We start from the raw sequence: 20361 nt of genomic DNA, 5'->3' as shown, positions 1-20361 counted from the left end.
GGAGTGGTAGTTCAGTCGGTTAGAATACCGGCCTGTCACGCCGGGGGTCGCGGGTTCGAGTCCCGTCCACTCCGCCAAAGTTTTATTGCCTGAACGGCGCGCAATTCCTTCGGGGGTATAGCTCAGCTGGGAGAGCGCTTGCATGGCATGCAAGAGGTCAGCGGTTCGATCCCGCTTACCTCCACCATCAATTTTTTGATGAGGGCGCGGCGTTCAGGAATGCAGTTTGACTGCAAGCCCTTTCAGGGCTCATGTGACTGTTTTGATGCTCAAGGCCGCCTTCGGGTGGCCTTTTTGCATTCTTGGATGCGAATTGGCGTTGGGTTAATGAGGCGAATTTCCAGGTAATTTTTCGCGGCGGGCGCGCCGCGTTGATGCGGGACCTGTTTTCACCCTTGCCGGCGGGGTCGGGCGCGGTCCTTGGTGAGCTGCGGCGTGCAGCGGGTTGGCTCCAGCGGGCTCCACACGCGCTGCATCCGGCCTGTGCAGCGCGTGGTTTTCAAAGCCGGGCGAGCGCTCCAAGCCCGATGATCTGCCGCACAAGGCCGCGTCGGGGTCCTGAATTCCTGCCGCCTCCAGGCTTGGGCCGGGGGCGCTGCGCCTAAAATCCCGGCGATTGTTACGGGAGCCTGTATATGCCCTTGAAGCGACCTGGCGGTACGGCCGGCGAAGCAAACACCGTCCAGGACAGCGGACCCCGCATCCTGAAGAAGTACCCCAACCGTCGCCTCTACGACACACACACCAGCGCCTACATCACGCTGGCCGACGTCAAGGCGATGGTTCTGGAAGGACAAGCCTTCGAAGTTCGCGACGCCAAGACTGGCGAAGACCTCACGCGCAGCATCCTGCTGCAGATCATCCTGGAAGAGGAAACCGGCGGCGTGCCGATGTTCTCGACCCAGATGCTGGCGCACATCATCCGTTTCTACGGCCACGCCATGCAGGGCCTGATGGGCTCGTACCTGGAAAAGAACCTGCAGACTTTCGTCGAGCTGCAAAGCCGGCTGGCCGAGCAGGGCCGCGAACTGTACGACCCGCAGAAATACACGCCGGAAATGTGGACGCAGTTCCTCAGCGGCCAGGCGCCGCTGATGCAGCACCTCATTGGCAATTACATGGAGCAGTCCAAGAAGCTGTTCACGCAGATGCAGGAGCAGATGCAGAAACAGGCCGAATCGCTCTTTCCCAACATGCCCGGCTTTCCCGGTTCAAAACGTCAGCCTTGAGGGATGCGGGACAATTCCCGCATGACTGACCCCATTTCCACCGCCGCGCCGCAGGGCGTGGCGCCCACCATCGGCTTCGTGTCGCTGGGCTGCCCCAAGGCACTGACCGATTCCGAGCTGATCCTTACCCAGCTGCGCGCCGAAGGCTACGAAACCAGCAAGACCTACGCCGGCGCCGACCTCGTCATCGTCAACACCTGCGGCTTCATCGACGACGCCGTCAAGGAAAGCCTGGACACCATCGGCGAGGCGCTGGCCGAGAACGGCAAGGTGATTGTCACCGGCTGCCTGGGCGCGCGCGCCGGCGCCGAGAGCGACAACCTCGTGCGCGAGGTCCATCCCAAGGTGCTGGCCGTCACCGGCCCGCATGCCACGCAGGAGGTGATGGACGCGGTGCACCAATACGTGCCCAAGCCGCACGATCCCTTCATCGACCTGGTGCCCGAGGCGCGCGGCGCCGCCGGCATCAAGCTCACGCCCAAGCACTACGCCTACCTGAAGATCAGCGAGGGCTGCAACCACCGCTGCAGCTTCTGCATCATCCCCAGCCTGCGCGGCGACCTGGTGTCGCGCCCGATCGGCGACGTGCTGGGCGAGGCCCGCGCGCTGTTCGAGTCCGGCGTGAAGGAGCTGCTGGTCGTCAGCCAGGACACGAGCGCGTATGGGGTCGATGTGAAGTACCGCACCGGCTTCTGGGACGGCAAGCCCGTGCGCACGCGCATGCTGGAGCTGTGCGAGCAGCTCGGCGCGCTGGCCGAGCAGCACGGCGCCTGGGTGCGGCTGCACTACGTCTATCCCTATCCGCATGTGGACGAGGTCCTGCCGCTGATGGCCGCGGGCCGCATCCTGCCGTACCTCGACATCCCGCTGCAGCACGCGCATCCCGACGTGCTCAAGCGCATGAAGCGCCCGGCCAGCGGCGAGCGTCATCTGGAGCGCATCGCCAAGTGGCGCGAGGTCTGCCCGGAGCTGGTGGTGCGCAGCACCTTCATCGCCGGCTTCCCCGGCGAGACCGACGCCGAGTTCGAGTACCTGCTGCAGTTCATGCAGGAGGCGCAGATCGACCGCGCCGGCTGCTTCGCCTACTCGCCGGTGCAGGGCGCCACGGCCAACGAGTTGCCCGGCGCCTTGCCGGACGCCGTGCGCGAGGAGCGCCGCGCCCGCTTCATGGCCGCGGCCGAGCGCATCTCGGTGGCCAAGCTGCAGCGCCGCGTCGGCGCCACCATGCAGGTGCTGGTGGACAGCGCCCCGGCGCTGGGCCGCAAGGGAGGCGTGGGCCGCACTTATGCCGACGCGCCGGAGATCGACGGCACCGTGCGCATCCTGCCGCCCGAGAAGGCCTCGCGCACGCTGAAGGTGGGCGAGTTCACGCGCGTGCGCATCGTCGCCGCCGAGGGGCATGACCTGGTGGGCATGCCCGTATGAGCCAGGACCGCAGCACCTCACTCATCCACCACGACTACGTCCCGCCGGCCGGTTTTGGATCGCCCGCGGTGGCGGTGCACAAGGCCTCGACCGTGTTCTTCCCGAACACGGCGGCGCTGCGCACGCACAGCTGGCTGGACAAGTCGGCCTACACCTACGGCCTGCACGGCACGCCCACCACCTTCACGCTGGAGGCACGCATCGCCTCGCTCGAAGGCGGCAAGCAGGCGCTGCTGGCGCCCAGCGGGCTGTCCGCCATCTCGCTGGTGGACATCGCGCTGCTGGGGCAGGGCGACGAGGTGCTGCTGCCCGACAACGCCTATGGGCCAGGTAAAACCTTCGCGCGCCATGAATTGAAGTCCTGGGGCATCACGCACCGGGTCTACGACGCGATGGACCCGGCCTCGCTCGAAGCGCTGCTGACGCCGCAAGTAAAACTCGTCTGGGTGGAGGCTGCGGGCTCGGTGACGATGGAGTTCCCGGACCTGCGCGCGCTCATTGCCGCGGTGCGCCGCGGCGCGCCGCAGGCCGTGATCGCGCTGGACAACACCTGGGGTGCCGGCATCGCCTTCGACGCCTTTGCGTTGGGCGTGGACCTGACGGTGCACGCGCTGACCAAGTACCCCTCCGGCGGCGGCGACCTGCTCATGGGCTCGGTCGTCACCGCCGACGAGACGCTGTACCGGCGCCTGGCGCTGGCGCACAGCCGCCTGGGCCTGGGCGTGGGCCTCAACGACGTGGAAGCGGTGCTGCGCGGGCTGCCCTCGCTGCCGCTGCGCTACGCGGCGCAGGACGCCGCCGGCCGGCAGCTGGCGCGCTGGTGCGCGCAACGCCCCGAGTTCGCGCGCGTGCTGCATCCGGCGCTGCCCGGGTCGCCGGGGCATGAGCACTGGGCCGACACCTGCAGCGCCGCCGCCGGCCTGTTCACGGTCGAGCTGGACCTGCGCTACAGCCCGGCCCAGGCCGACGCGGTGGTGGACGCGCTCAAGCTCTTTCGCATCGGCTGGTCCTGGGGCGGGCCGGTGAGCCTGGCCGTGCCCTATGACGCGGCCAGCCTGCGCAGCCGCCCGGTGCCGTACCGCGGCACGCTGATCCGCTTCAGCCTGGGCCTCGAAGCGGTGGAAGACCTGCAGGCCGACCTGGCCCAGGCACTCGACCTGCTGCACCGCGCTCCATGAAAAACATGGCTTCACGCTGGGCGCATGTGGATGCGCTCAAGGCGGTCGCGTGCCAATTGATCGTGCTGCATCACCTGGCCTTCTACGGGCCGATGTCGGACGTGGTGGCGCCGCTGGCGCCCGATCTGGTCGGCTGGCTGTCGCAGCACGCGCGCATCGCCGTGCAGGTGTTCCTGGTGCTGGGCGGCTTCCTGGCGGCGCGCAGCCTGGCGCCGCAGGGCCGGCTCAAGGCCGGGGCCTCGCCCTGGAGCCTGCTGGGCGAGCGCTACGCGCGGCTGGTGCTGCCCTACGCCGTGATGCTGCTGATCGCCATCGCGGCCTCGGCGCTGGCGCGCGAGTGGATGGACCACGACAGCATTTCCGATCCGCCGCGGCTGCTGCAGCTGCTGGCGCATGTGCTGCTGCTGCACGACCTGCTGGGCTTCGAGGCGCTGTCCGCGGGCGTCTGGTACGTGGCCATCGACTTCCAGCTCTACGCGCTGCTGCTGGCGCTGCTGGTGCTGGCGCACAAGCTGGAGGGCCAGGACGGCCTGCGGCGCCGGCTCGCGCCGATGCTGGTCTGGGCCGTCGTGGCGGCTTCGCTGCTGTACTTCAACCTGGATGCCGACTGGGACGTGGCGGCGCCATATTTCTTTGGCGCCTACGGCCTGGGCGTGCTGGCGGCCTGGTGGAGCGCGCCGCGGCTGCGCGTCGGGCCGCTGGCCGGCTTGCTGCTGCTGGTCGGGGTGGCGCTGCTGGTGGAGTACCGCGAGCGCATCGCGCTGGCGGCGCTGGTGGCCGCGCTGCTGGCGGTGCTGCAGTGGCGTCCGCAATGGGTGCCGGGCGCCCAGGGATGGTTGGGGCGGCTAACGGCGCGGCTCTCGCGCATCAGCTACGGCGTGTTCCTGGTGCACTTCCCGGTGTGCCTGGTGGTGAACGCGGCCTTCACCGAGTTCGTGCCGGCCGAGCCCGTGCCGCAGGCGCTGGGGCTGCTGCTGGCCTGGGGCGCGAGCCTGCTGGCCGGCGCGCTGTTCTACCGGCATGTGGAGCAGCGGGCCATGGCCTGGGTGTCAGCGCGGCGTGCCCGCGTCGAGGGGCACAGCGGGAGTTTTAGGTTGCGGTGAGGGTATGCGGGCGAGCGCGCCAGCCCCGCAAGGCCGGCGCGCCATCCTCACGCCTTGGTCGACACCTTGTGCCGCATCAGGCGGCCCTTCTCGCGTTCCCAGTCGCGCGCCTTCTCGGTCTCGCGCTTGTCGTGCTGGGCCTTGCCCTTGGCCAGGGCGATCTGGGCCTTCACCAGGCCGTTCTTGTAGTGCAGGTTCAGCGGCACGAGCGTGAAGCCGCGCTGCTCGACCTTGCCGATGAGGCGGCGGATCTCGTCCTTCTTCATCAGCAGCTTCTTGGTGCGGTCGGCCTCCGGCACCACGTGCGTCGAGGCGCTGCGCAGCGCGTTGATGCGGCAGCCGATGAGGTAGAGCTCGCCGTCGCGGATGACGACGTAGCCGTCGGTGAGCTGGACTTGGCCGGCGCGGATGGCTTTCACCTCCCAGCCGGCGAGCACCATGCCGGCCTCGAATTGCTCCTCGATGTGGTACTCGAAGCGGGCGCGGCGGTTTTCGGCAATGAGGGCGGGAGAGGGTGGCGGCATGGGCACGAAAAAAAGGGGGCCGGACGCGGCCCCTACAATCCCGCCATTGTATGAAGCACGTGAAAAAGTCGGTCCTGCTGTGGTACACGCCCCGCGAGATCTATGACCTGGTGACCGCGGTCGAGGACTACCCCGCCTTCCTGCCTTGGTGCGACCGCGCCGAGGTGCTGGAGCGCGTGGAGCAGAGCATGACCGCGCGGCTGCACCTGCACTACGCGGGTGTGCGCCACAACTTCACCACCCGCAACACCCACGTCGCCGGCCAGGAAGTGCGCATGGAGCTGGTGGACGGCCCGTTCTCGCTGCTCGACGGCACCTGGCTGTTCCACCCGCTGGGCGCGCCGGGCTCCGAGCCCAAGGCCTGCCGCATCGAGTTCGACCTGCGCTACGCCTTCTCCAGCCGCGCGCTGGAGCTGGTCGTCAGCCCGGTGTTCGACCGCATCGCCAACACCTTCGTCGATGCCTTCGTGAAGCGCGCCGAGCAGGTCCATGGACCGCGCTGAGGCCGCCATGCAGGTCGAAGTCGTGTTCAGCCCCGCGCCGCGCCAGGTCGAGCGTGTGACGCTGGAACTGCCCGCCGGCGCGACGCTGCAGCAGGCGGTGCAGGCTTCCGGGCTGATGGCGCGCCATCCGCAGTTCAGCGCGCAGTCGCTGGCCTTGAGCGTCTGGGGCCGGCTCCAGCCCCCGGAGCACCCGCTGCGCGAGGGCGACCGCGTCGAGCTGTGCCGCGGGCTGCAGGTCGATCCCAAGGAAGCGCGGCGGCTGCGCTACAAGGGGCAGGGCGGGCGGAAGAAGAAGCCGGGCTGAACCCGTCGTTCAGCCCCTGCCTGGCACCGGAAGGCTGAGCCGCCTCGCCACCCTCTCCCCCGCTGCGCGGTGGCGAGGGAGAAAAACACACCGCCGACGGCCTTTTCGTGAAGCGCTTGGCAAGCGTCCGTCTACCCCTTGGTGAGTGGCCCGCAAGGGGGGTTTCCTATAATCCGCTTTTGCGTCCGGAGCCCTCTCATGCGCCTACTTGGCAAAGCACTCACCTTCGACGACGTGTTGTTGGTGCCGGCTTTCTCCCAGGTCCTGCCTCGCGACACCAGCCTTGCCACCAAGCTGTCTCGCAACATCTCCCTGAACCTGCCGCTCGTGTCCGCCGCCATGGACACCGTGACTGAAGCCCGCCTGGCGATCACCATCGCCCAGGAAGGCGGCATCGGCATCGTTCACAAGAACCTCACGCCCCAGCAGCAGGCGGCCGAGGTGGCGCGCGTGAAGCGCTACGAGTCGGGTCTGCTGCGCGACCCCCTCACCGTCACTCCCGACACCACCGTGCGCCAGGTCAAGGCGCTGTCGGAGCAGCACGGCATCTCGGGCTTCCCGGTGCTGGAAGGCGCCAAGGTCGTGGGCATCGTCACCGGGCGCGACCTGCGCTTCGAGACCCGCATGGACGTGCCCGTGCGCGACATCATGACCCCGCGCGAGCGGCTCATCACGGTCAAGGAAGGCGCCTCGCTGGAAGAGGGCAAGGCGCTGATGCACAAGCACAAGCTGGAGCGCGTGCTGGTCGTCAACGACGCCTTCGAGCTGCGCGGCCTGATGACCGTCAAGGACATCACCAAGCAGACCACCTTCCCCAACGCCGCGCGTGACGCGCACGGCAAGCTGCGCGTGGGCGCGGCCGTGGGCGTGGGCGAGGGCACCGAGGAGCGCGTGGAACTGCTGGTCAAGGCCGGCGTAGACGTGCTGGTGGTGGACACCGCCCACGGCCACAGCCAGGGCGTGCTGGATCGCGTGCGCTGGGTCAAGCAGAACTTCCCGTCGGTGGACGTGATCGGCGGCAACATCGCCACCGGCGCCGCCGCGCTGGCGCTGGTCGAGGCCGGCGCCGACGGCGTCAAGGTCGGCATCGGCCCGGGCTCGATCTGCACCACCCGCATCGTCGCCGGCGTAGGCGTGCCGCAGATCATGGCCATCGACAGCGTCGCCACCGCGCTGCTGGGCACGGGCGTGCCCCTGATCGCCGACGGCGGCATCCGCTACTCGGGCGACATCGCCAAGGCCATCGCCGCCGGCGCCAGCACCGTGATGATGGGCGGCATGTTCGCCGGCACCGAGGAGTCGCCCGGCGAGGTGTTCCTGTTCCAGGGCCGCAGCTACAAGGGCTACCGCGGCATGGGCTCCATCGGCGCCATGAAGGCCGGCTCCGCGGACCGCTACTTCCAGGAAAACGACGAGACCACCAACCCCAACGCCGACAAGCTCGTGCCCGAGGGCATCGAGGGGCGCGTGCCCTACAAGGGCTCGATGGTGTCGATCGTGTTCCAGATGGCCGGCGGCCTGCGCGCGGCCATGGGCTACTGCGGCTGCGCCACCATCGCCCAGATGCACGAGCGCGCCGAGTTCGTCGAGATCACCAGCGCCGGCGTGCGCGAGAGCCACGTCCACGACGTGCAGATCACGAAGGAAGCGCCGAACTACCGCATGGAATGAGCGCCGGCGCCGTGACCGCAGACACCCCGCGCGGCCGACAGGCCGCGATGCCTTTCATCCTGGTGACCGTGCTGATCGACATGATGTCGATCGGCCTGATCATCCCCGTGCTGCCCGCCCTGGTGGGCACCTTCACGGGCAGCACGACGGACCAGACCTTCTGGTTCGGCGTGGTGAGCTTCACCTTCGGCATCGCCAACTTCTTCGGCTCGCCGGTGCTGGGTGCCTTGTCCGACCGCTTCGGGCGGCGGCCCGTGCTGCTGCTGGGGTTCTGCGGCCTGGCGTTCAGCTTCTTCGCCACCGCGCTGGCGCCGGCGCTGTGGGTGCTGGTGGCGGTGCGGCTGGTCAGCGGCGCGCTGCAGGCCAACGCGGCGGTGGCGCAGTCCTACGTGGCCGACATCAGCACGCCGCAGGAGCGGGCCCGGCGCTTCGGCCTGCTGGGCGCCACCTTCGGCGTGGGCTTCATCCTCGGCCCGGTGACGGGCGGCCTGCTGGGGGACATCGACCTCCATTTGCCCTTCTACGTGGCCGGCGGCCTGGCGCTGCTCAACACGCTCTACGGCGTGTTCGTGCTGCCGGAGTCGCTGCCCGCCTCCAAGCGCCGGCCCTTCGAGTGGCGGCGCGCCAACCCGGTGCACTCGCTGCGCGAGCTGCGCGCCCTGCGCGGCGTGGGCCCGCTGGTGACGGTGATGGCGCTGGGCAGCCTGGCGCAGTTCACGCTGCATTCCACCTGGGTGCTCTACACCGGCCTGAAGTTCGGCTGGGGCCCGCGCGAGAACGGCTGGAGCCTGTTCGCCGTGGGCCTGATGTCGGCGCTGGTGCAGGGCGGGCTGATGCGCCAGCTGCTCAAGCGCAACACGCCGCAGAAGCTGGTGCGCCTGGGCCTGATCTCCTCCGCGCTGAGCTACCTGTGCTGGGGCCTCGCGCCCGAGGGCTGGATGATGTACGCCGTCATCGGCCTGAACCTGCTGGGCTTCACCGTCACCGCCTCGCTGCAGAGCATGGTGTCCAACGCCGCGGACGCCACCAGCCAGGGCCGCACCATGGGCTCCGTCGCTTCGCTCAACAGCCTGATGGCCGTGCTCGCGCCGCTGACCGGCGCGGGGCTGCTGACCCTGGTGTCGCACCGACCGCAGGGCGACTTCTGGATCGGGCTTCCCTTCTACTTCTGCGCGCTGCTGCAGGCCGTGGCCGCGGTCATCGCCTTCCGGCATTTCCGGCAACGCAGCGCCACCAGTGCCGCCTCCTCGGCGGCTTGACACCATGCACGACAAGATCCTCATCCTCGACTTCGGCTCGCAGGTCACGCAGCTCATCGCGCGCCGGGTGCGCGAGGCGCATGTCTATTGCGAGATCCATCCCAACGACGTCTCCGACGACTTCATCCGCGCGTTCAACCCGAAGGGGATCATCCTGTCGGGCAGCCACGCCAGCACCTACGAGGACCACGAGCTGCGCGCGCCGCAGGCGGTGTGGGACTCGGGTGTGCCGGTGCTGGGCATCTGCTACGGCATGCAGACCATGGCCACGCAGCTCGGCGGCAAGGTCGAGTGGAGCGACCACCGCGAGTTCGGCTACGCCGAGGTGCGCGCGCACGGCCACACGCAGCTGCTGCAAGGCATCGAGGACTTCAACACCGTGGAAGGCCACGGGATGCTGAAGGTGTGGATGAGCCACGGCGACAAGGTCACCGGGCTGCCGCCGGGCTTCAAGCTGATGGCCTCCACGCCCTCGTGCGAGATCGCCGGCATGGCCGACGAGGACCGCCGCTACTACGCCGTGCAGTTCCACCCCGAGGTGACGCACACGCTGCAGGGCCCGGCCATCCTCAACCGCTTCGTGCTCGACATCGCCGGCTGCAAGCCCGACTGGGTGATGAACGACTACATCGAGGAGGCGGTGGCCCGCATCCGCGAGCAGGTGGGCGACGAGGAGGTGATCCTGGGCCTGTCCGGCGGCGTCGATTCGAGCGTGGCGGCGGCGCTGATCCACCGCGCCATCGGCGACCAGCTCACCTGCGTGTTCGTGGACCACGGCCTGCTGCGCCTGAACGAAGGCCGCATGGTGATGGAGATGTTCGTCGGCAAGCTGCACGCCAAGGTGGTGCACGTCGATGCCAGCGAGCAGTTCCTGGGGCACCTGGCCGGCGTGAGCGACCCGGAGCAGAAGCGCAAGATCATCGGCCGCGAGTTCGTCGAGGTGTTCCAGGCCGAGGCCAGGAAGCTGAGCAACGCCAAGTGGCTGGCGCAGGGCACGATCTACCCGGACGTGGTGGAGTCGGGCGGCACCAAGACCAAGAAGGCCGTGACGATCAAGAGCCACCACAACGTCGGCGGCCTGCCCGAGACGCTGGGCCTGAAGCTGCTGGAGCCGCTGCGCGAGCTGTTCAAGGACGAGGTGCGCGAGCTGGGCGTGGCGCTGGGCCTGCCGCCGGAGATGGTGTACCGCCATCCGTTCCCCGGTCCGGGCCTGGGCGTGCGCATCCTGGGCGAAGTCAAGCGCGAGTACGCCGAGCTGCTGCGCAAGGCCGACGCCATCTTCATCGAGGAGCTGCGCGCCGCCCGCGACACGGCCAGCGGCAAGAGCTGGTACGACCTGACCAGCCAGGCCTTTGCCGTGTTCCTGCCGGTGAAGAGCGTGGGCGTGATGGGCGACGGCCGCACCTACGACTACGTGGTGGCGCTGCGCGCCGTGCAGACCACCGACTTCATGACCGCCGACTGGGCCGAGCTGCCGTACTCGCTGCTCAAGAAGGTGTCCGGGCGAATCATCAACGAGGTGCGGGGAATCAGCCGGGTGACTTACGACGTGTCGTCGAAGCCGCCGGCGACGATTGAGTGGGAATAACGGCGTGGGGCGGTTTTAGGTAGCCGCCTTACTGCCTAACAAAAAGCCGTTGACGATGGGTTTGGGCCCGGGGTCAACGGCTTTTCCCTTGATGAACATGATGGCGCACGTCATCTAATGCTAAGCGTCATGCTGTTCGATAACGGCCTGCTCGCGCCTAGCAATAGCAGCTATCTCAATGCTCTGCCATCTGTCCCTTTAGGAATTGCCGGCGCCGTTGAAGAGAGTGCATCATATTCGACTACATAAACAGAAAGCACGCCTTCAACTACGAGGCTTTCCCACATTGGAAAATAAGGTTCAATCTCGGAGTAGTTTCCAGTTCTGTCCGTTAGATAGGTGTACATTTGCCTTGAAGGTAGTACAAGTGCTCCTCCGGCCAAACACCCGTCAAGCAGGCCGACCGCCATCTTATTCAGTGCACGATGGCTTGAGGAAATGTTGCCTGTCTCCCATTCGACCGCGAAATGCCTCCCGTCTTGTAGCCGGTGAACCGCATCAACTTTGCCGGGCCGTATACGTGAAGCAATTCGCATACGCTGCTCAACTTGCCAGCCCTGCTCTTGTAAGTGGGCGATGAAGTCATTCTTGATGGGTTTAACTCCATTGCCGTCTGGAGTATTAAGTAAAGTAAATGAGCCGCTACCAGCCGGCCAGCACACCCGTTGGATACCGTTTTGTATGTCAGTATCAATTCTCGTTGCTTCGACTGAGCTTGCAAATGTCCCCCGGTGCAGGAGATGTCTAACGTTTACTAGCCGCACTGAGCGTGTCCTCAACTCGTTGAACAATATGGCTGGGAGACACGCCGAGTGCTTTGCTCAGCTGAAAGATAGAAGCAAGGCTAGGCTGACGCAGGCCTCGCTCTAAAAGAGAAATAAATGTGCGGTCAAGGTCGGCGTCAAAGCCGAGTTGTTCCTGCGTAATGCCCTTCGAAGCTCGAAGCTCCTTCAGAACCGCACCAAAAGCCTCATCTATAGTCATTGGTCCCCCAGTGACAGAATGGGGGAAATCGCAGACAATGGTCGACGGACTATAGTCTGCAAACTAACCGGTCTGCGCTTATGTTTTTCCACGCCCTTAACATTGACTCAAGCAGCCGCAAGGCGCTCCAGCACGTTGCGAAATCCACTGGCATCCCCGTCGCACGCTTGAAGGCTATCGATGCTCATGGATTTGAACCAACCGCTGCAGAAATTGAACGGCTGGCAGCATTTCTTGGACTTACTGAAATTGCATTCAGATTGCGTACTGGGTTTTTGAGTCGCCCGCTCCGAAAGCTTTTGGCAGCATCCGCGGATGAAATTGACAAGCTGCTCGGGGCGAAGCTTGGAAACGTTGCGTCATTCAACCAAACCCCAAGCAAAACGGTAGCGCCGTCCTTCAGTACTGATTTTGGTGTGCTTTACCAAGGGGATTGTGTTGAAATTATGCGGTCCTTGCCGGATCAATGCTGTGATCTAATTTTTGCAGATCCGCCCTTTAATTTAGATAAGCTGTATCCATCCGAGATGGATGACGATTTACGGCAGGATCATTACTTGGAGTGGTGTGAGGGGTGGTTGGATCAATGTGCTCGCCTTTTGCGTGATGGTGGATCTCTGTTTGTTTATAATTTACCCAAATGGAATACGTTTCTCAGTGCTTATCTAAATAAGCATCTGACATTTCGCCATTGGATTGCGGTTGACATTAAATTTAGTTTGCCAATTTCGGGTCGACTTTATCCGAGTCATTATTCTCTTTTGTATTACACTAAAGGAGGCCGCCCGGCTAATTTTCAGCCCGACAGAATGCCGATGGAGATATGTCCAAGCTGCTTGGTAGATTTGAAAGACTATGGAGGCTATAAAGATAAGATGAATCCGCTTGGAGTGAATCTTACTGATGTTTGGTACGACATTCCTCCTGTAAGACATGCTAAGTACAAGAAGAGGAAGAGCGCAAATGAGCTTTCCATAAAATTGCTGGATCGAGTAATTGAGCTTGCATCTAAGGAGGGTGAGACTATTCTTGATCCATTTGGTGGTTCTGGTACAACTTATGCGGTTGCGGAGATGAAGAAGCGCAAGTGGATTGGGATGGAGATTGGGCCGGTTGAAGATATCATAAGTAGAATGAAGGATTTGAAAGACGAAAACCAGTATCTTGAGCGAATTCGAGATGGATATAACAAACTATTCTTGCCTGAGCATGCGGCTGCTCGCAAGGCGAGAGGGCTTTGGACTGCCAGCTCTTTCAACAATCGCTCGCCTGAAAATTTGGAGGAAAAGCAGCAATTGCTTTTGGGGCCTTATTGATCCGGGTGGTTTGAAATGATTTTTCTGGGTTAGGTTTTTGATTGATATTTATTGGGTTTTCTCCACCCACCAAAACCTCCCCGCATCCTCCCTCCTGTACTCCTCCAGCGGCCCCCGCCGCGGCATCGAGGCGGGGAGGGCGTGTTGCTGCTTGAGATGGATAAGGGATATCAGGTTTTGATCAGCGGCCAGGTCGAAGCCTTCACGGGTGCGCAACAGCCCCGCCACGCGGCGGCCCGGGTGCGCGTTGGCGAAACCTTGCTTCAGCGAGCCATAGGTGAAGAGCAGGGGCATGAAGGTTTCTTCAAGGCCTGAAACATCCAAGTTTTGCGCGCCCTGGCCGGCCTCGATTTGACGAGAAGGGGCGATTTTCAGGAACAAATTCACGGCCACGCGGCGCAGGCCGGCCTGAAGGCGGGAAATGAGGCGGGCAGCCGCCTCACGGCATGGTTCCGACGGCGGACATTCCTTGCCGCACGGCGACAAAAGACAAGGCCGGGGTGCGGTTGCGCCGTCGGCCTTGTCGCCCGCAAGAAACTGGCAGGGCCAGTAATGACCTGAAAACTGGTCAACGGGGACCGATGGCCTTGCACCCCGGCCCCAATGTGCCGCCGTCGCCCAGGCCCGGCGCCGAGCCCTGAACGCAGCGGCGAGAATTTCATTTCGACAGATAAAGCACCGAAACCTGGCGATTGTCACCTTGGTCGATTTGACCGACGTCGACCTTGGGCAGGGTCTGGGCCAGCCGGCTCACGAGGACGGGCAGGTCAGCAGCGCCACCGGGCTGCAGGGCATCGCTATCCACCATCACCCGGCAACTGTGCGAGCGGCATTCGATGCTGCGGATATGGTCAGCGCCCCCTTGCTTGCCTTGAAGCAAAGCGGCCCGGACGCTGTCCGCGGTATTGCGGCTCCAAGCTGCATCCACCTGCTCGGCACGGAAAGCCGCTTCGACGCTCGCCACCCGAGCGGCTTGGGCACGCTCGAATTCCCTTTGTTCCGTCTCACCGGGGCGATTGTTGAATAGGGCCGCCTCCGATGACGAAGCCACCGTCGGCATGCGTGCGAGCTGCGCACGAATATCGGCCACATCGCGTCGCAGTGCGGCGACCTGTTGTTTCAGCGAAAGATTTTCCGCATCGGCCCCTTTCTCTTCAGCGGCCGACTGCACCGGGCGGCCCTGCGCACCGGACAGGCCTGCAGCAGGCGCGGCCTGCACAGAAACTCCCGTGGTTGCGACGGAAGCCTTATTGTCCTCGCCAGACCCTCCGCATCCGGCAAGCAGGACGATCACCGATGCGAAAAGAACTGCAGTTCCTGGAACGTTGCTCATCGTTCAACTCCTATGAGAGCTTCGCCCTGGGCGCATGCCGGCGCCGACTATCAGAGCACCGGTGAAACGCCAAGAATATTGCCGTTGGGCGGCAGCAGGCAGTAGACGGCTTGATATGAATAAGCCGGCACCGCTGCTTGGGCCAAACCCAGCCAACCCTGGCCGGTGATCGGGCCGGAAACACCCAGGAACGCACTCGTCCAGTTATAGCTGTAGAGCCAGCACGTCGATGCCGGGCTGCCTGCCCTTTGGGACACCCAGACATCGAACCTGCCGTCCACGACCTCCGCGGGCCGCACGATGGGGCAAATGACCGCCATCGTTGCATTGGTGTAATTGCTTACGCCCAAGACCCAGGAGTAGAGGCCGCCGGCATTGCTGTAGTTATAAGGCTTGCAGACGGCCCCGTGCTCGGAAGCCACGGGACCGGCCGTGGCCGGCGCCTGCATCGCCATCAAACTCAGGGCGGCCGCCGCCGAATACAGCAGTTTCAGTGAAGCTTGCATGACCATACTCCTTCACCCAAGAACGAGGGCGCAGGGCTTTCATTTCCAGACGCGGCCCTCGGTGCGCTGGAAAGGCGTGTCGGTATGAGGTTGACCGGTATCCACGCCAATCCAGAGTCGTCGATGAACCGCCTGACGGCCATGGTCAAAAGTCACTGCGCTGCCGCTTGGGTTGATTTTCGCAGGCCCGGCAGACTGTTTGGAGACCGCCCTGCACGGCGGGACAGCGCCTGAAAAATTAGTGGCCCTTCTGCGCGATGGACGAAGGTCACTGCTGTTCAGCTTGATTTCCTGCGAGCTTGGCAGGCTGCCCGTAATTCGGCATGCACGGGGCAAAATACAGGCTGCCAAACGCTATGAACTCCAGGCAAGCCATTGAGGTGCACCATGTGGACAAAATGTCATCCTCAATAGGAATGATCTATCAAATCTTGTTCGTAAAACAGGACTTATAAAATCCGCTTCCTGGCGCTGCCGACAGCGTGACAGAGTTTTTCCCTGCATGGAAAAGGGCGAAGTGGCGGTTTTCAGGGATGGCGGGCGTCCGTGAAAACCCGGCGGCGCCCCGGACGAATCCGGGGATTCCGCGTGATTCGTCCTTGCCCATCCAACTTGTGTCTGCCCGGCCAAGGGCCGTTCATGAGAAGGGCGCTGGCTCCGAAGGAGCCGCCGGCCGGGCTGCGCCTCGGGCCGGTCCGCTCTCAGGCCTTGCCGCAATGTTCTGTAACACCGTCCCCCCCTACCTTGAGGCTCTGGGCGCTTGACGCGCGGCCGTACCGAGCGTCGAGCGCCACCCCGGGCTGTCCTGCCGGCACGCCCGGCAGCGCATCCCGCATCAAGGTCGTTCCGCCCGGCCCGGCCGGGCGCGGAACCAGGGCAGCAGGAAGGGGAGGCGGGCGGCGTGGGCGTATTCACCGACAGCAGCAGGCGAGCGGCCGGGTCCGGCCCGGTGCAGGACACGCGGCTGTTCCAGCTGCACACGCCCCTGGGGCCGGAGGTGCTCATCGGCGAGGCGCTGGACGTTTGGGAAGCCGTGGGCCCGCGCCCCGGCCCGGCGCTGGACGACGCGGCGCCGGGCTGGAGCGACGGCATCGAAGCCTGGGCCCTGGACGCGGCGCCGGGCCCGGCCTGCGCCGGGCTGCGGCTGGTGGTGCACGCGCTGTCCACCGACGCGCGGCTGGACCTGGACGCGCTCATCGGCCAGCCCGCGCTGGTGGAGCTGCTGTGCCAGGACAGCGTCGATGAGCTGCGCCCCTGGCACGGCCGCGTCATCTCCGCCGCGCTGCTGGGCGCCGACGGCGGCCTGGCCCGCTTCCGGCTGGTGATCGAGCCCTGGCTGACCTTCCTGGCCCTGCGCAGCGGCGCCTTTGTGTTCCAGGACCGCACCGTGCCGGAGATCGTGGACGCGCTGTTCTCGCGTCCCCTGGACGGCGGCCGGCTCGCGCCGGCGTGGCGCTGGGACCTGCGCGACGCCTCGGCCTACGCCCGGCGCAGCCTGTGCGTGCAGCACCACGAGAGCGACCTGGACTTCGTGCAGCGGCTGCTGTTGGAAGAGGGCCTGTTCTGCTGGTGGGAGCACGAAGGCGACCGTGACGGCCCCGCGCTGGGCCGGCACACGCTGGTGCTCGCGGACCACAACGGCGCCTTCACGCCGAATCCGCAGCGCCGCGTGCGCTTCACGCGCAGCGACGCCACGCTGGGCGCGGACAGCCTCACGCGCTGGCGCGACGGCGCCGGCGTGGCACCGGCGCGCGTGGGCATGCTCAGCCGCGACTACCGCGGGCTGGAGGCGCGCCCGGTACGGGGCCCGGTCGGCGCCGCGCCCGCGCTGCCGGCCCTGGCGCAGGGCGACGCCCCCGGCCCCTACGCCTACGAGGACCTGGAGCAGGGCCGGCGCCTGGTCACACGCCAAGCCGAGGCGCTGGCCGCCGCGCGCGGCCTCAGCCACGGGCGTGGCCCCTGGCGCCGCGCCCAGGCCGGCACGGTGTTCACGCTGGCCGAGCATCCGCGCCACGATGGCAGCGACGCCGCGCGGGATAGCTTCGTCGTGCTGGCCGCGCAGCAGCGCACGCGCAACAACCTGCATGCCGACGCCCGGGCGCGCCTGCCCTTGCTGGACGAGGTGCTGGCCCGGCCAAGCGAGGGCGGCGCGGACGGCCGGGAGCCCGAGGAGGCGCCGCTGCACGAGGCGGCGCTGCTGGCGCAGCCGCTGTCGCGGCCGGTGCGCCTCGGCGCGGCGCGGCCGGCACCGCACGGCGACGGCGGCATGGGCCTGCTGCCGCGCCGGGACGTTGAAACGGCCCCGGCATCGGACGCCTGGAACCAGGACCTGCTGATGAATCCGCCGCCGCTGCGCGCGCTGCCGCTGCCCGACGTGCGCCTGAACCGCGCGCCCACGGCGGCCGGGGTGCAGAGCGCCATCGTCACCGGCCAGGGCGCGCCGGTGCACACGGACCGCGACGCGCGCGTGCGCGTGCAATTCCACTGGCAGCGCGGACGCGGCGGCAGCCACCGCCTACCGCTGCCGGCCAGTGGGGACAACGCCCCGGCCACCGCGGCCAGCTCGACCTGGGTGCGCGTGGGGCAGACGCAGGCCGGCGTGAACCATGGCGCGGTGTTCATTCCGCGCGTGGGGCAGGAGGTGCTGGTCGGCTTCCTGGGCGGCGACGCCGAGCGCCCGGTGGTGCTGGCCGGTCTCTACAACGGCCAGGGCCAGCGCGACGCGCCGGGCAACCGCATCCACAGCGGCGTCCCGCACGCCACGCCCTGCGCGCCGCCCTGGTTCGCCGGCTCGGCGCGCTCGGGCCCGCACCAGGGACACCAGCACGCGGCGGTGCTGGGCGGCTACCGCAGCCAATCGCTCGACACCAGCACGACGGGCCTGGGCGGCTGGAGCCAGCTCGTACCGGCGCCGCGCGCCTGGCCGCCAGCGGCGCCGTCGAGGTCGCCAGCACCCAGGGCAGCGTGGCGGTGGGCTCACCGCTCCAGGTACTGCTGGCGGCGGCGGGGGCGGCGCTGAGGATCGGGCAGGGCGGGGTCGAGGTGTCGGCGCCGGGGAGTGTGCGGTTCAGGGCGGGGATGAAGGAGTTCACAGGGCCGGCGGCTGTTTCAGCACCGTCTCCATACTTGGCTGCACCACCAGAAGTTCACTTGAACCCGGAAGAGCCATACAGCGTGCGTTTCGCGGTACAGGGCGCAGACGAATTGCCGTCGCGTTGCTTGTCGTAATATTTAATTTTTCTGGTTCTGTGTTCGCCGGAATTGCGGAGGGGCCATACATTGTTTGGATCAATCTCGCGAAATCGGAGGTAAGTATCATCGATGCCAAAGTCAGGGGCTACTTGAACTCAGGTGACGATTTATGCTGGAATTCAGACGCTAGAATTTACATGAAAAAGCGTCCTCCGAGGATTGCAAGTGAACTCGTAACGAAGGCTTTGCTTGAAAATTCGAAAGGTGCACAATCCGCGCTTGTGGAAATACTCGGCAAGCCATTCGATCAAGTCCCTGCGTTTGATGGTGTCATCGTCTATGCCGATGACCCATCTCCGCGATTCATAAGCCTTTCGCTAAAAGGGAAGAAAAAGGCCGAGCCAATATCAAATGTCGCAGATATTGATGCAATCAAAGCATCTTTGTGTATTGTCATGCCGCCAATAGCCAGGCGACCGTGAAGCTCGACTTCGTGTTGAATGCGCTCGGACTTGTGCCGGGTATGCGGATAATTGTGAAGAATTTGGCTTCCTGGTTCTTGGTGAACTCGGTTATTTAAGGATTCGGTGTGGGTAGGAAGCCCGGCGTACAATCGCCGCCGCTGCAAGGCGGCGCTTCGGGCTGGCGGGTGAGAAAATCCAGTCTTGCGGCCGGGCGCCTTTTCTTCCCTGAGCCATGAACATATTGAGTATTTGTCCGGCCCCAGCGGCTATTTCCGGAGGGCGGGCGTGATCGCGGACCGCCTCGGCGACGAGGCCGCCATGCGCCTGGCCCTGGCCCAGGCCGAGCTGGCCTACCAGGCCGGCGAGGTGCCCGTCGGCGCCGTGATCCTGTTCAACGGTGAACCCATCGCCGCCGGTTTCAACCAGCCCATTGGCCTGCACGATCCGACGGCGCATGCCGAGATCGTCGCGCTGCGCGCCGCGGCGCGGCATGTCCAGAACTACCGGCTGCCGGAGTGCGAGCTGTTCGTCACCCTGGAGCCCTGCGCCATGTGCGCCATGGCGCTGATGCACGCGCGCTTCAAGCGCGTGGTGTTCGGCGCCACCGATCCCAAGACCGGCGTGGCCGGCTCGGTGCTGGACCTGTTTGGCTACCGCGAGCTCAACCACCACACGGTGATCGAGGGCGGGCTGCTGGGCCAGGAGTGCGGCGAGCTGCTGCGCCGCTTCTTCCGCGAACGCCGCGCCCAGCAGAAGGCGCTGCGGCTGGCGGCGCAGGAGGCGGCGGGCCAGGGCGGGAGGGCCATGCCGCTGGGCCACAATCCCCCTCGATGAGCTCCCTCACCCTGTTTTCTCCTTCGGGCGTGGTCGCCAAGGCCACGCCGCTCAAACGGGCCGTCAAGCGCCTCACCCAGTTCGGTTTCGACGTCAGCGTGGACGAGTCCGCCTTGGCGCGCTTCCAGCGCTTCGCCGGCGACGACGACACGCGGCTGGCCGCGCTGCACCGCGTCGCCGAGGCCGCGCCCTCCATCGCCCTGGCCACGCGCGGCGGCTATGGCCTGACCCGGCTGCTGGACCGCATCGACTGGCCGCTGCTGGCGCGCAGCGTGGAGCAGGGCACGCGCTGGGTCGGCTACAGCGACCTCACCGCGCTGCAGCTGGGCCTGCTGGCCCACGCCAAGGCCGAGAGCTGGGCCGGCCCGCTGGCGCTCGACGACTTCGGCCGCGACGAGGCCGACGGCGGCCTGGACGAGATCACCCCGGAAGTGTTCCGCGAGGCCATGGGCGGCGAGCTGGAGGCGGTGGGCTTCAGGACCGAGGCCGGCTTCGACGCCCTGGACGCCAAGGGCGTGCTCTGGGGTGGCAACCTCACGGTGCTGGGCTCGCTGCTGGGCACGCCGCACTGGCCCAAGGTCAGGGGCGGCATCCTGTTCCTGGAGGACATCAACGAGCATCCCTACCGCGTCGAGCGGATGCTGCTGCAGCTGCAGCAGGCCGGGGTGCTGGCGCAGCAGAAGGCCATCCTGCTGGGCGACTTCGGCGGCTGGAAGAAGTCGCCGCTGGACCGCGGCTACGGCCTGAAAGACATGGTGGCGGCGCTGCGCGCGGTGTGCGCCACGCCCATCCTCACCGGCCTGCCTTTTGGCCATGTGCCCACCAAGCTGTGCCTGCCGGTGGGGCGCAAGGTGCAGCTGGTCGTGGACAAGCGTGACGTGTTCATCGGATGGGAGCACGGGCACCATCACCACTAGGCCCCATCGCGGGGCCGCTGCCGCGCCGGTG

21 protein-coding genes and 2 tRNA genes are annotated in these 20361 nt (G+C 66.0%); 17 read left to right on the top strand and 6 right to left on the bottom strand.

Going from position 1 to position 20361, the window contains the following annotated elements:
* The 6 genes from HHL10_RS10970 to HHL10_RS10945 all read left to right on the top strand — a co-directional run bounded on the left by HHL10_RS10970 (position 1) and on the right by HHL10_RS10945 (position 4935).
* Positions 1 to 77, top strand: a tRNA-Asp gene (locus tag HHL10_RS10970).
* A gap of 34 nt (positions 78 to 111) precedes the next feature.
* Positions 112 to 187: transfer RNA gene (locus tag HHL10_RS10965), tRNA-Ala, on the top strand.
* 448 nt (positions 188 to 635) lie between these two features.
* Positions 636 to 1229: a polyhydroxyalkanoate synthesis repressor PhaR gene (phaR, locus tag HHL10_RS10960; RefSeq protein WP_169160397.1), complete on the top strand. Its 594-nt coding sequence runs from the start codon at positions 636 to 638 to the stop codon at positions 1227 to 1229.
* 21 nt (positions 1230 to 1250) lie between these two features.
* Entirely contained in the window at positions 1251 to 2654 is a 1404-nt protein-coding gene (rimO, locus tag HHL10_RS10955) for a 30S ribosomal protein S12 methylthiotransferase RimO (RefSeq protein ID WP_169160396.1), read from the top strand.
* Positions 2651 to 3832 (top strand): PLP-dependent transferase, encoded by a 1182-nt coding sequence (locus HHL10_RS10950; RefSeq protein WP_169160395.1) that lies wholly within the window; start codon positions 2651 to 2653, stop codon positions 3830 to 3832. The genes rimO and HHL10_RS10950 overlap by 4 nt, the downstream gene beginning before the upstream one ends.
* Positions 3833 to 3837: 5 nt before the next feature.
* On the top strand, positions 3838 to 4935 hold the full coding sequence (locus tag HHL10_RS10945) for an acyltransferase family protein (RefSeq protein WP_235971323.1): 1098 nt from the start codon (positions 3838 to 3840) through the stop codon (positions 4933 to 4935).
* A 47-nt stretch (positions 4936 to 4982) separates the two neighbouring features.
* On the opposite strand, the gene smpB is transcribed toward HHL10_RS10945, so the two are convergent.
* Complete coding sequence (gene smpB, locus HHL10_RS10940; protein WP_169160393.1) at positions 4983 to 5459, bottom strand: SsrA-binding protein SmpB; 477 nt, start codon at positions 5457 to 5459, stop codon at positions 4983 to 4985.
* A gap of 50 nt (positions 5460 to 5509) precedes the next feature.
* Here smpB and HHL10_RS10935 point away from each other — a divergent pair, with 50 nt between their 5' ends.
* The 5 genes from HHL10_RS10935 (at position 5510) to guaA (ending at position 10784) form a co-directional block, all read left to right on the top strand.
* Complete coding sequence (locus HHL10_RS10935; protein WP_169160392.1) at positions 5510 to 5962, top strand: type II toxin-antitoxin system RatA family toxin; 453 nt, start codon at positions 5510 to 5512, stop codon at positions 5960 to 5962.
* Positions 5949 to 6266 (top strand): RnfH family protein, encoded by a 318-nt coding sequence (locus HHL10_RS10930; RefSeq protein WP_235971320.1) that lies wholly within the window; start codon positions 5949 to 5951, stop codon positions 6264 to 6266. The genes HHL10_RS10935 and HHL10_RS10930 overlap by 14 nt, the downstream gene beginning before the upstream one ends.
* A 198-nt stretch (positions 6267 to 6464) precedes the next feature.
* The gene (guaB, locus tag HHL10_RS10925) at positions 6465 to 7937 is read left to right on the top strand and encodes an IMP dehydrogenase (protein ID WP_169160391.1); all 1473 of its coding nucleotides are present in this window, start codon (positions 6465 to 6467) and stop codon (positions 7935 to 7937) included.
* An 11-nt stretch (positions 7938 to 7948) separates the two neighbouring features.
* Positions 7949 to 9196: a TCR/Tet family MFS transporter gene (locus HHL10_RS10920; RefSeq protein WP_310734574.1), complete on the top strand. Its 1248-nt coding sequence runs from the start codon at positions 7949 to 7951 to the stop codon at positions 9194 to 9196.
* A 4-nt stretch (positions 9197 to 9200) separates the two neighbouring features.
* Complete coding sequence (gene guaA, locus HHL10_RS10915; RefSeq protein ID WP_169160389.1) at positions 9201 to 10784, top strand: glutamine-hydrolyzing GMP synthase; 1584 nt, start codon at positions 9201 to 9203, stop codon at positions 10782 to 10784.
* A 170-nt stretch (positions 10785 to 10954) separates the two neighbouring features.
* On the opposite strand, the gene HHL10_RS31340 is transcribed toward guaA, so the two are convergent.
* Complete coding sequence (locus HHL10_RS31340) at positions 10955 to 11548, bottom strand: PDDEXK family nuclease (protein ID WP_169160388.1); 594 nt, start codon at positions 11546 to 11548, stop codon at positions 10955 to 10957.
* Positions 11529 to 11768, bottom strand: a complete 240-nt coding sequence (locus HHL10_RS10905; RefSeq protein ID WP_169160387.1) for a helix-turn-helix domain-containing protein — start codon at positions 11766 to 11768, stop codon at positions 11529 to 11531. The genes HHL10_RS31340 and HHL10_RS10905 overlap by 20 nt, the downstream gene beginning before the upstream one ends.
* A gap of 80 nt (positions 11769 to 11848) precedes the next feature.
* On the opposite strand from HHL10_RS10905, the gene HHL10_RS10900 reads away from it, so the two are divergent.
* The gene (locus HHL10_RS10900; protein ID WP_169160386.1) at positions 11849 to 13084 is read left to right on the top strand and encodes a DNA-methyltransferase; all 1236 of its coding nucleotides are present in this window, start codon (positions 11849 to 11851) and stop codon (positions 13082 to 13084) included.
* A 48-nt stretch (positions 13085 to 13132) separates the two neighbouring features.
* Here the strand turns inward: HHL10_RS10900 and HHL10_RS10895 are convergent, their stop codons facing one another.
* The 3 genes from HHL10_RS10895 to HHL10_RS10885 form a co-directional block, all read right to left on the bottom strand.
* Positions 13133 to 13471, bottom strand: coding sequence for a hypothetical protein (locus HHL10_RS10895; protein WP_169160385.1), 339 nt, complete (start codon positions 13469 to 13471; stop codon positions 13133 to 13135).
* A 271-nt stretch (positions 13472 to 13742) separates the two neighbouring features.
* Positions 13743 to 14417, bottom strand: coding sequence for a hypothetical protein (locus HHL10_RS10890; RefSeq protein ID WP_169160384.1), 675 nt, complete (start codon positions 14415 to 14417; stop codon positions 13743 to 13745).
* Between the two features lie 50 nt (positions 14418 to 14467).
* Positions 14468 to 14923: a hypothetical protein gene (locus tag HHL10_RS10885; RefSeq protein WP_169160383.1), complete on the bottom strand. Its 456-nt coding sequence runs from the start codon at positions 14921 to 14923 to the stop codon at positions 14468 to 14470.
* 901 nt (positions 14924 to 15824) lie between these two features.
* On the opposite strand from HHL10_RS10885, the gene HHL10_RS10880 reads away from it, so the two are divergent.
* The 5 genes from HHL10_RS10880 to HHL10_RS10865 all read left to right on the top strand — a co-directional run bounded on the left by HHL10_RS10880 (position 15825) and on the right by HHL10_RS10865 (position 20330).
* Positions 15825 to 17942 carry a type VI secretion system Vgr family protein gene (locus HHL10_RS10880; protein ID WP_169160382.1) on the top strand — a complete coding sequence of 706 codons (2118 nt, stop codon included), beginning with the start codon at positions 15825 to 15827 and terminating at the stop codon, positions 17940 to 17942.
* The gene (locus HHL10_RS31335; RefSeq protein WP_375138951.1) at positions 17843 to 18151 is read left to right on the top strand and encodes a DUF2345 domain-containing protein; all 309 of its coding nucleotides are present in this window, start codon (positions 17843 to 17845) and stop codon (positions 18149 to 18151) included. The genes HHL10_RS10880 and HHL10_RS31335 overlap by 100 nt, the downstream gene beginning before the upstream one ends.
* 161 nt (positions 18152 to 18312) lie before the next feature.
* The gene (locus tag HHL10_RS10875; protein WP_169160381.1) at positions 18313 to 18597 is read left to right on the top strand and encodes a hypothetical protein; all 285 of its coding nucleotides are present in this window, start codon (positions 18313 to 18315) and stop codon (positions 18595 to 18597) included.
* Positions 18598 to 18864: 267 nt separating this feature from the next.
* Entirely contained in the window at positions 18865 to 19413 is a 549-nt protein-coding gene (gene tadA / locus HHL10_RS10870; RefSeq protein ID WP_375138950.1) for a tRNA adenosine(34) deaminase TadA, read from the top strand.
* Positions 19410 to 20330, top strand: coding sequence for an LD-carboxypeptidase (locus HHL10_RS10865; RefSeq protein WP_169160380.1), 921 nt, complete (start codon positions 19410 to 19412; stop codon positions 20328 to 20330). Before tadA ends, HHL10_RS10865 begins: the two co-directional genes overlap by 4 nt.
* Positions 20331 to 20361 lie beyond the last annotated feature (31 nt).

It is taken from the genome of Azohydromonas caseinilytica (assembly GCF_012927045.1).
Lineage (GTDB): Bacteria > Pseudomonadota > Gammaproteobacteria > Burkholderiales > Burkholderiaceae_C > Azohydromonas > Azohydromonas caseinilytica.
The sequence above is the reverse complement of the archived record's forward strand: the minus strand, read 5'-3'. Positions and strand labels throughout refer to the sequence as shown.

What these genes read in the sequence shown, in the direction of transcription:
- phaR (WP_169160397.1), top strand. Translation starts at nt 636, where the DNA reads ATGCCCTTGAAGCGACCTGGCGGTACGGCCGGCGAAGCAAACACCGTC.
- rimO (WP_169160396.1), top strand. Translation starts at nt 1,251, where the DNA reads ATGACTGACCCCATTTCCACCGCCGCGCCGCAGGGCGTGGCGCCCACC.
- HHL10_RS10950 (WP_169160395.1), top strand. Translation starts at nt 2,651, where the DNA reads ATGAGCCAGGACCGCAGCACCTCACTCATCCACCACGACTACGTCCCG.
- HHL10_RS10945 (WP_235971323.1), top strand. Translation starts at nt 3,838, where the DNA reads ATGGCTTCACGCTGGGCGCATGTGGATGCGCTCAAGGCGGTCGCGTGC.
- smpB (WP_169160393.1), bottom strand. Translation starts at nt 5,459, where the DNA reads ATGCCGCCACCCTCTCCCGCCCTCATTGCCGAAAACCGCCGCGCCCGC.
- HHL10_RS10935 (WP_169160392.1), top strand. Translation starts at nt 5,510, where the DNA reads ATGAAGCACGTGAAAAAGTCGGTCCTGCTGTGGTACACGCCCCGCGAG.
- HHL10_RS10930 (WP_235971320.1), top strand. Translation starts at nt 5,949, where the DNA reads ATGGACCGCGCTGAGGCCGCCATGCAGGTCGAAGTCGTGTTCAGCCCC.
- guaB (WP_169160391.1), top strand. Translation starts at nt 6,465, where the DNA reads ATGCGCCTACTTGGCAAAGCACTCACCTTCGACGACGTGTTGTTGGTG.
- guaA (WP_169160389.1), top strand. Translation starts at nt 9,201, where the DNA reads ATGCACGACAAGATCCTCATCCTCGACTTCGGCTCGCAGGTCACGCAG.
- HHL10_RS10905 (WP_169160387.1), bottom strand. Translation starts at nt 11,768, where the DNA reads ATGACTATAGATGAGGCTTTTGGTGCGGTTCTGAAGGAGCTTCGAGCT.
- HHL10_RS10900 (WP_169160386.1), top strand. Translation starts at nt 11,849, where the DNA reads ATGTTTTTCCACGCCCTTAACATTGACTCAAGCAGCCGCAAGGCGCTC.
- HHL10_RS10890 (WP_169160384.1), bottom strand. Translation starts at nt 14,417, where the DNA reads ATGAGCAACGTTCCAGGAACTGCAGTTCTTTTCGCATCGGTGATCGTC.
- HHL10_RS10885 (WP_169160383.1), bottom strand. Translation starts at nt 14,923, where the DNA reads ATGCAAGCTTCACTGAAACTGCTGTATTCGGCGGCGGCCGCCCTGAGT.
- HHL10_RS10875 (WP_169160381.1), top strand. Translation starts at nt 18,313, where the DNA reads ATGAAAAAGCGTCCTCCGAGGATTGCAAGTGAACTCGTAACGAAGGCT.
- HHL10_RS10865 (WP_169160380.1), top strand. Translation starts at nt 19,410, where the DNA reads ATGAGCTCCCTCACCCTGTTTTCTCCTTCGGGCGTGGTCGCCAAGGCC.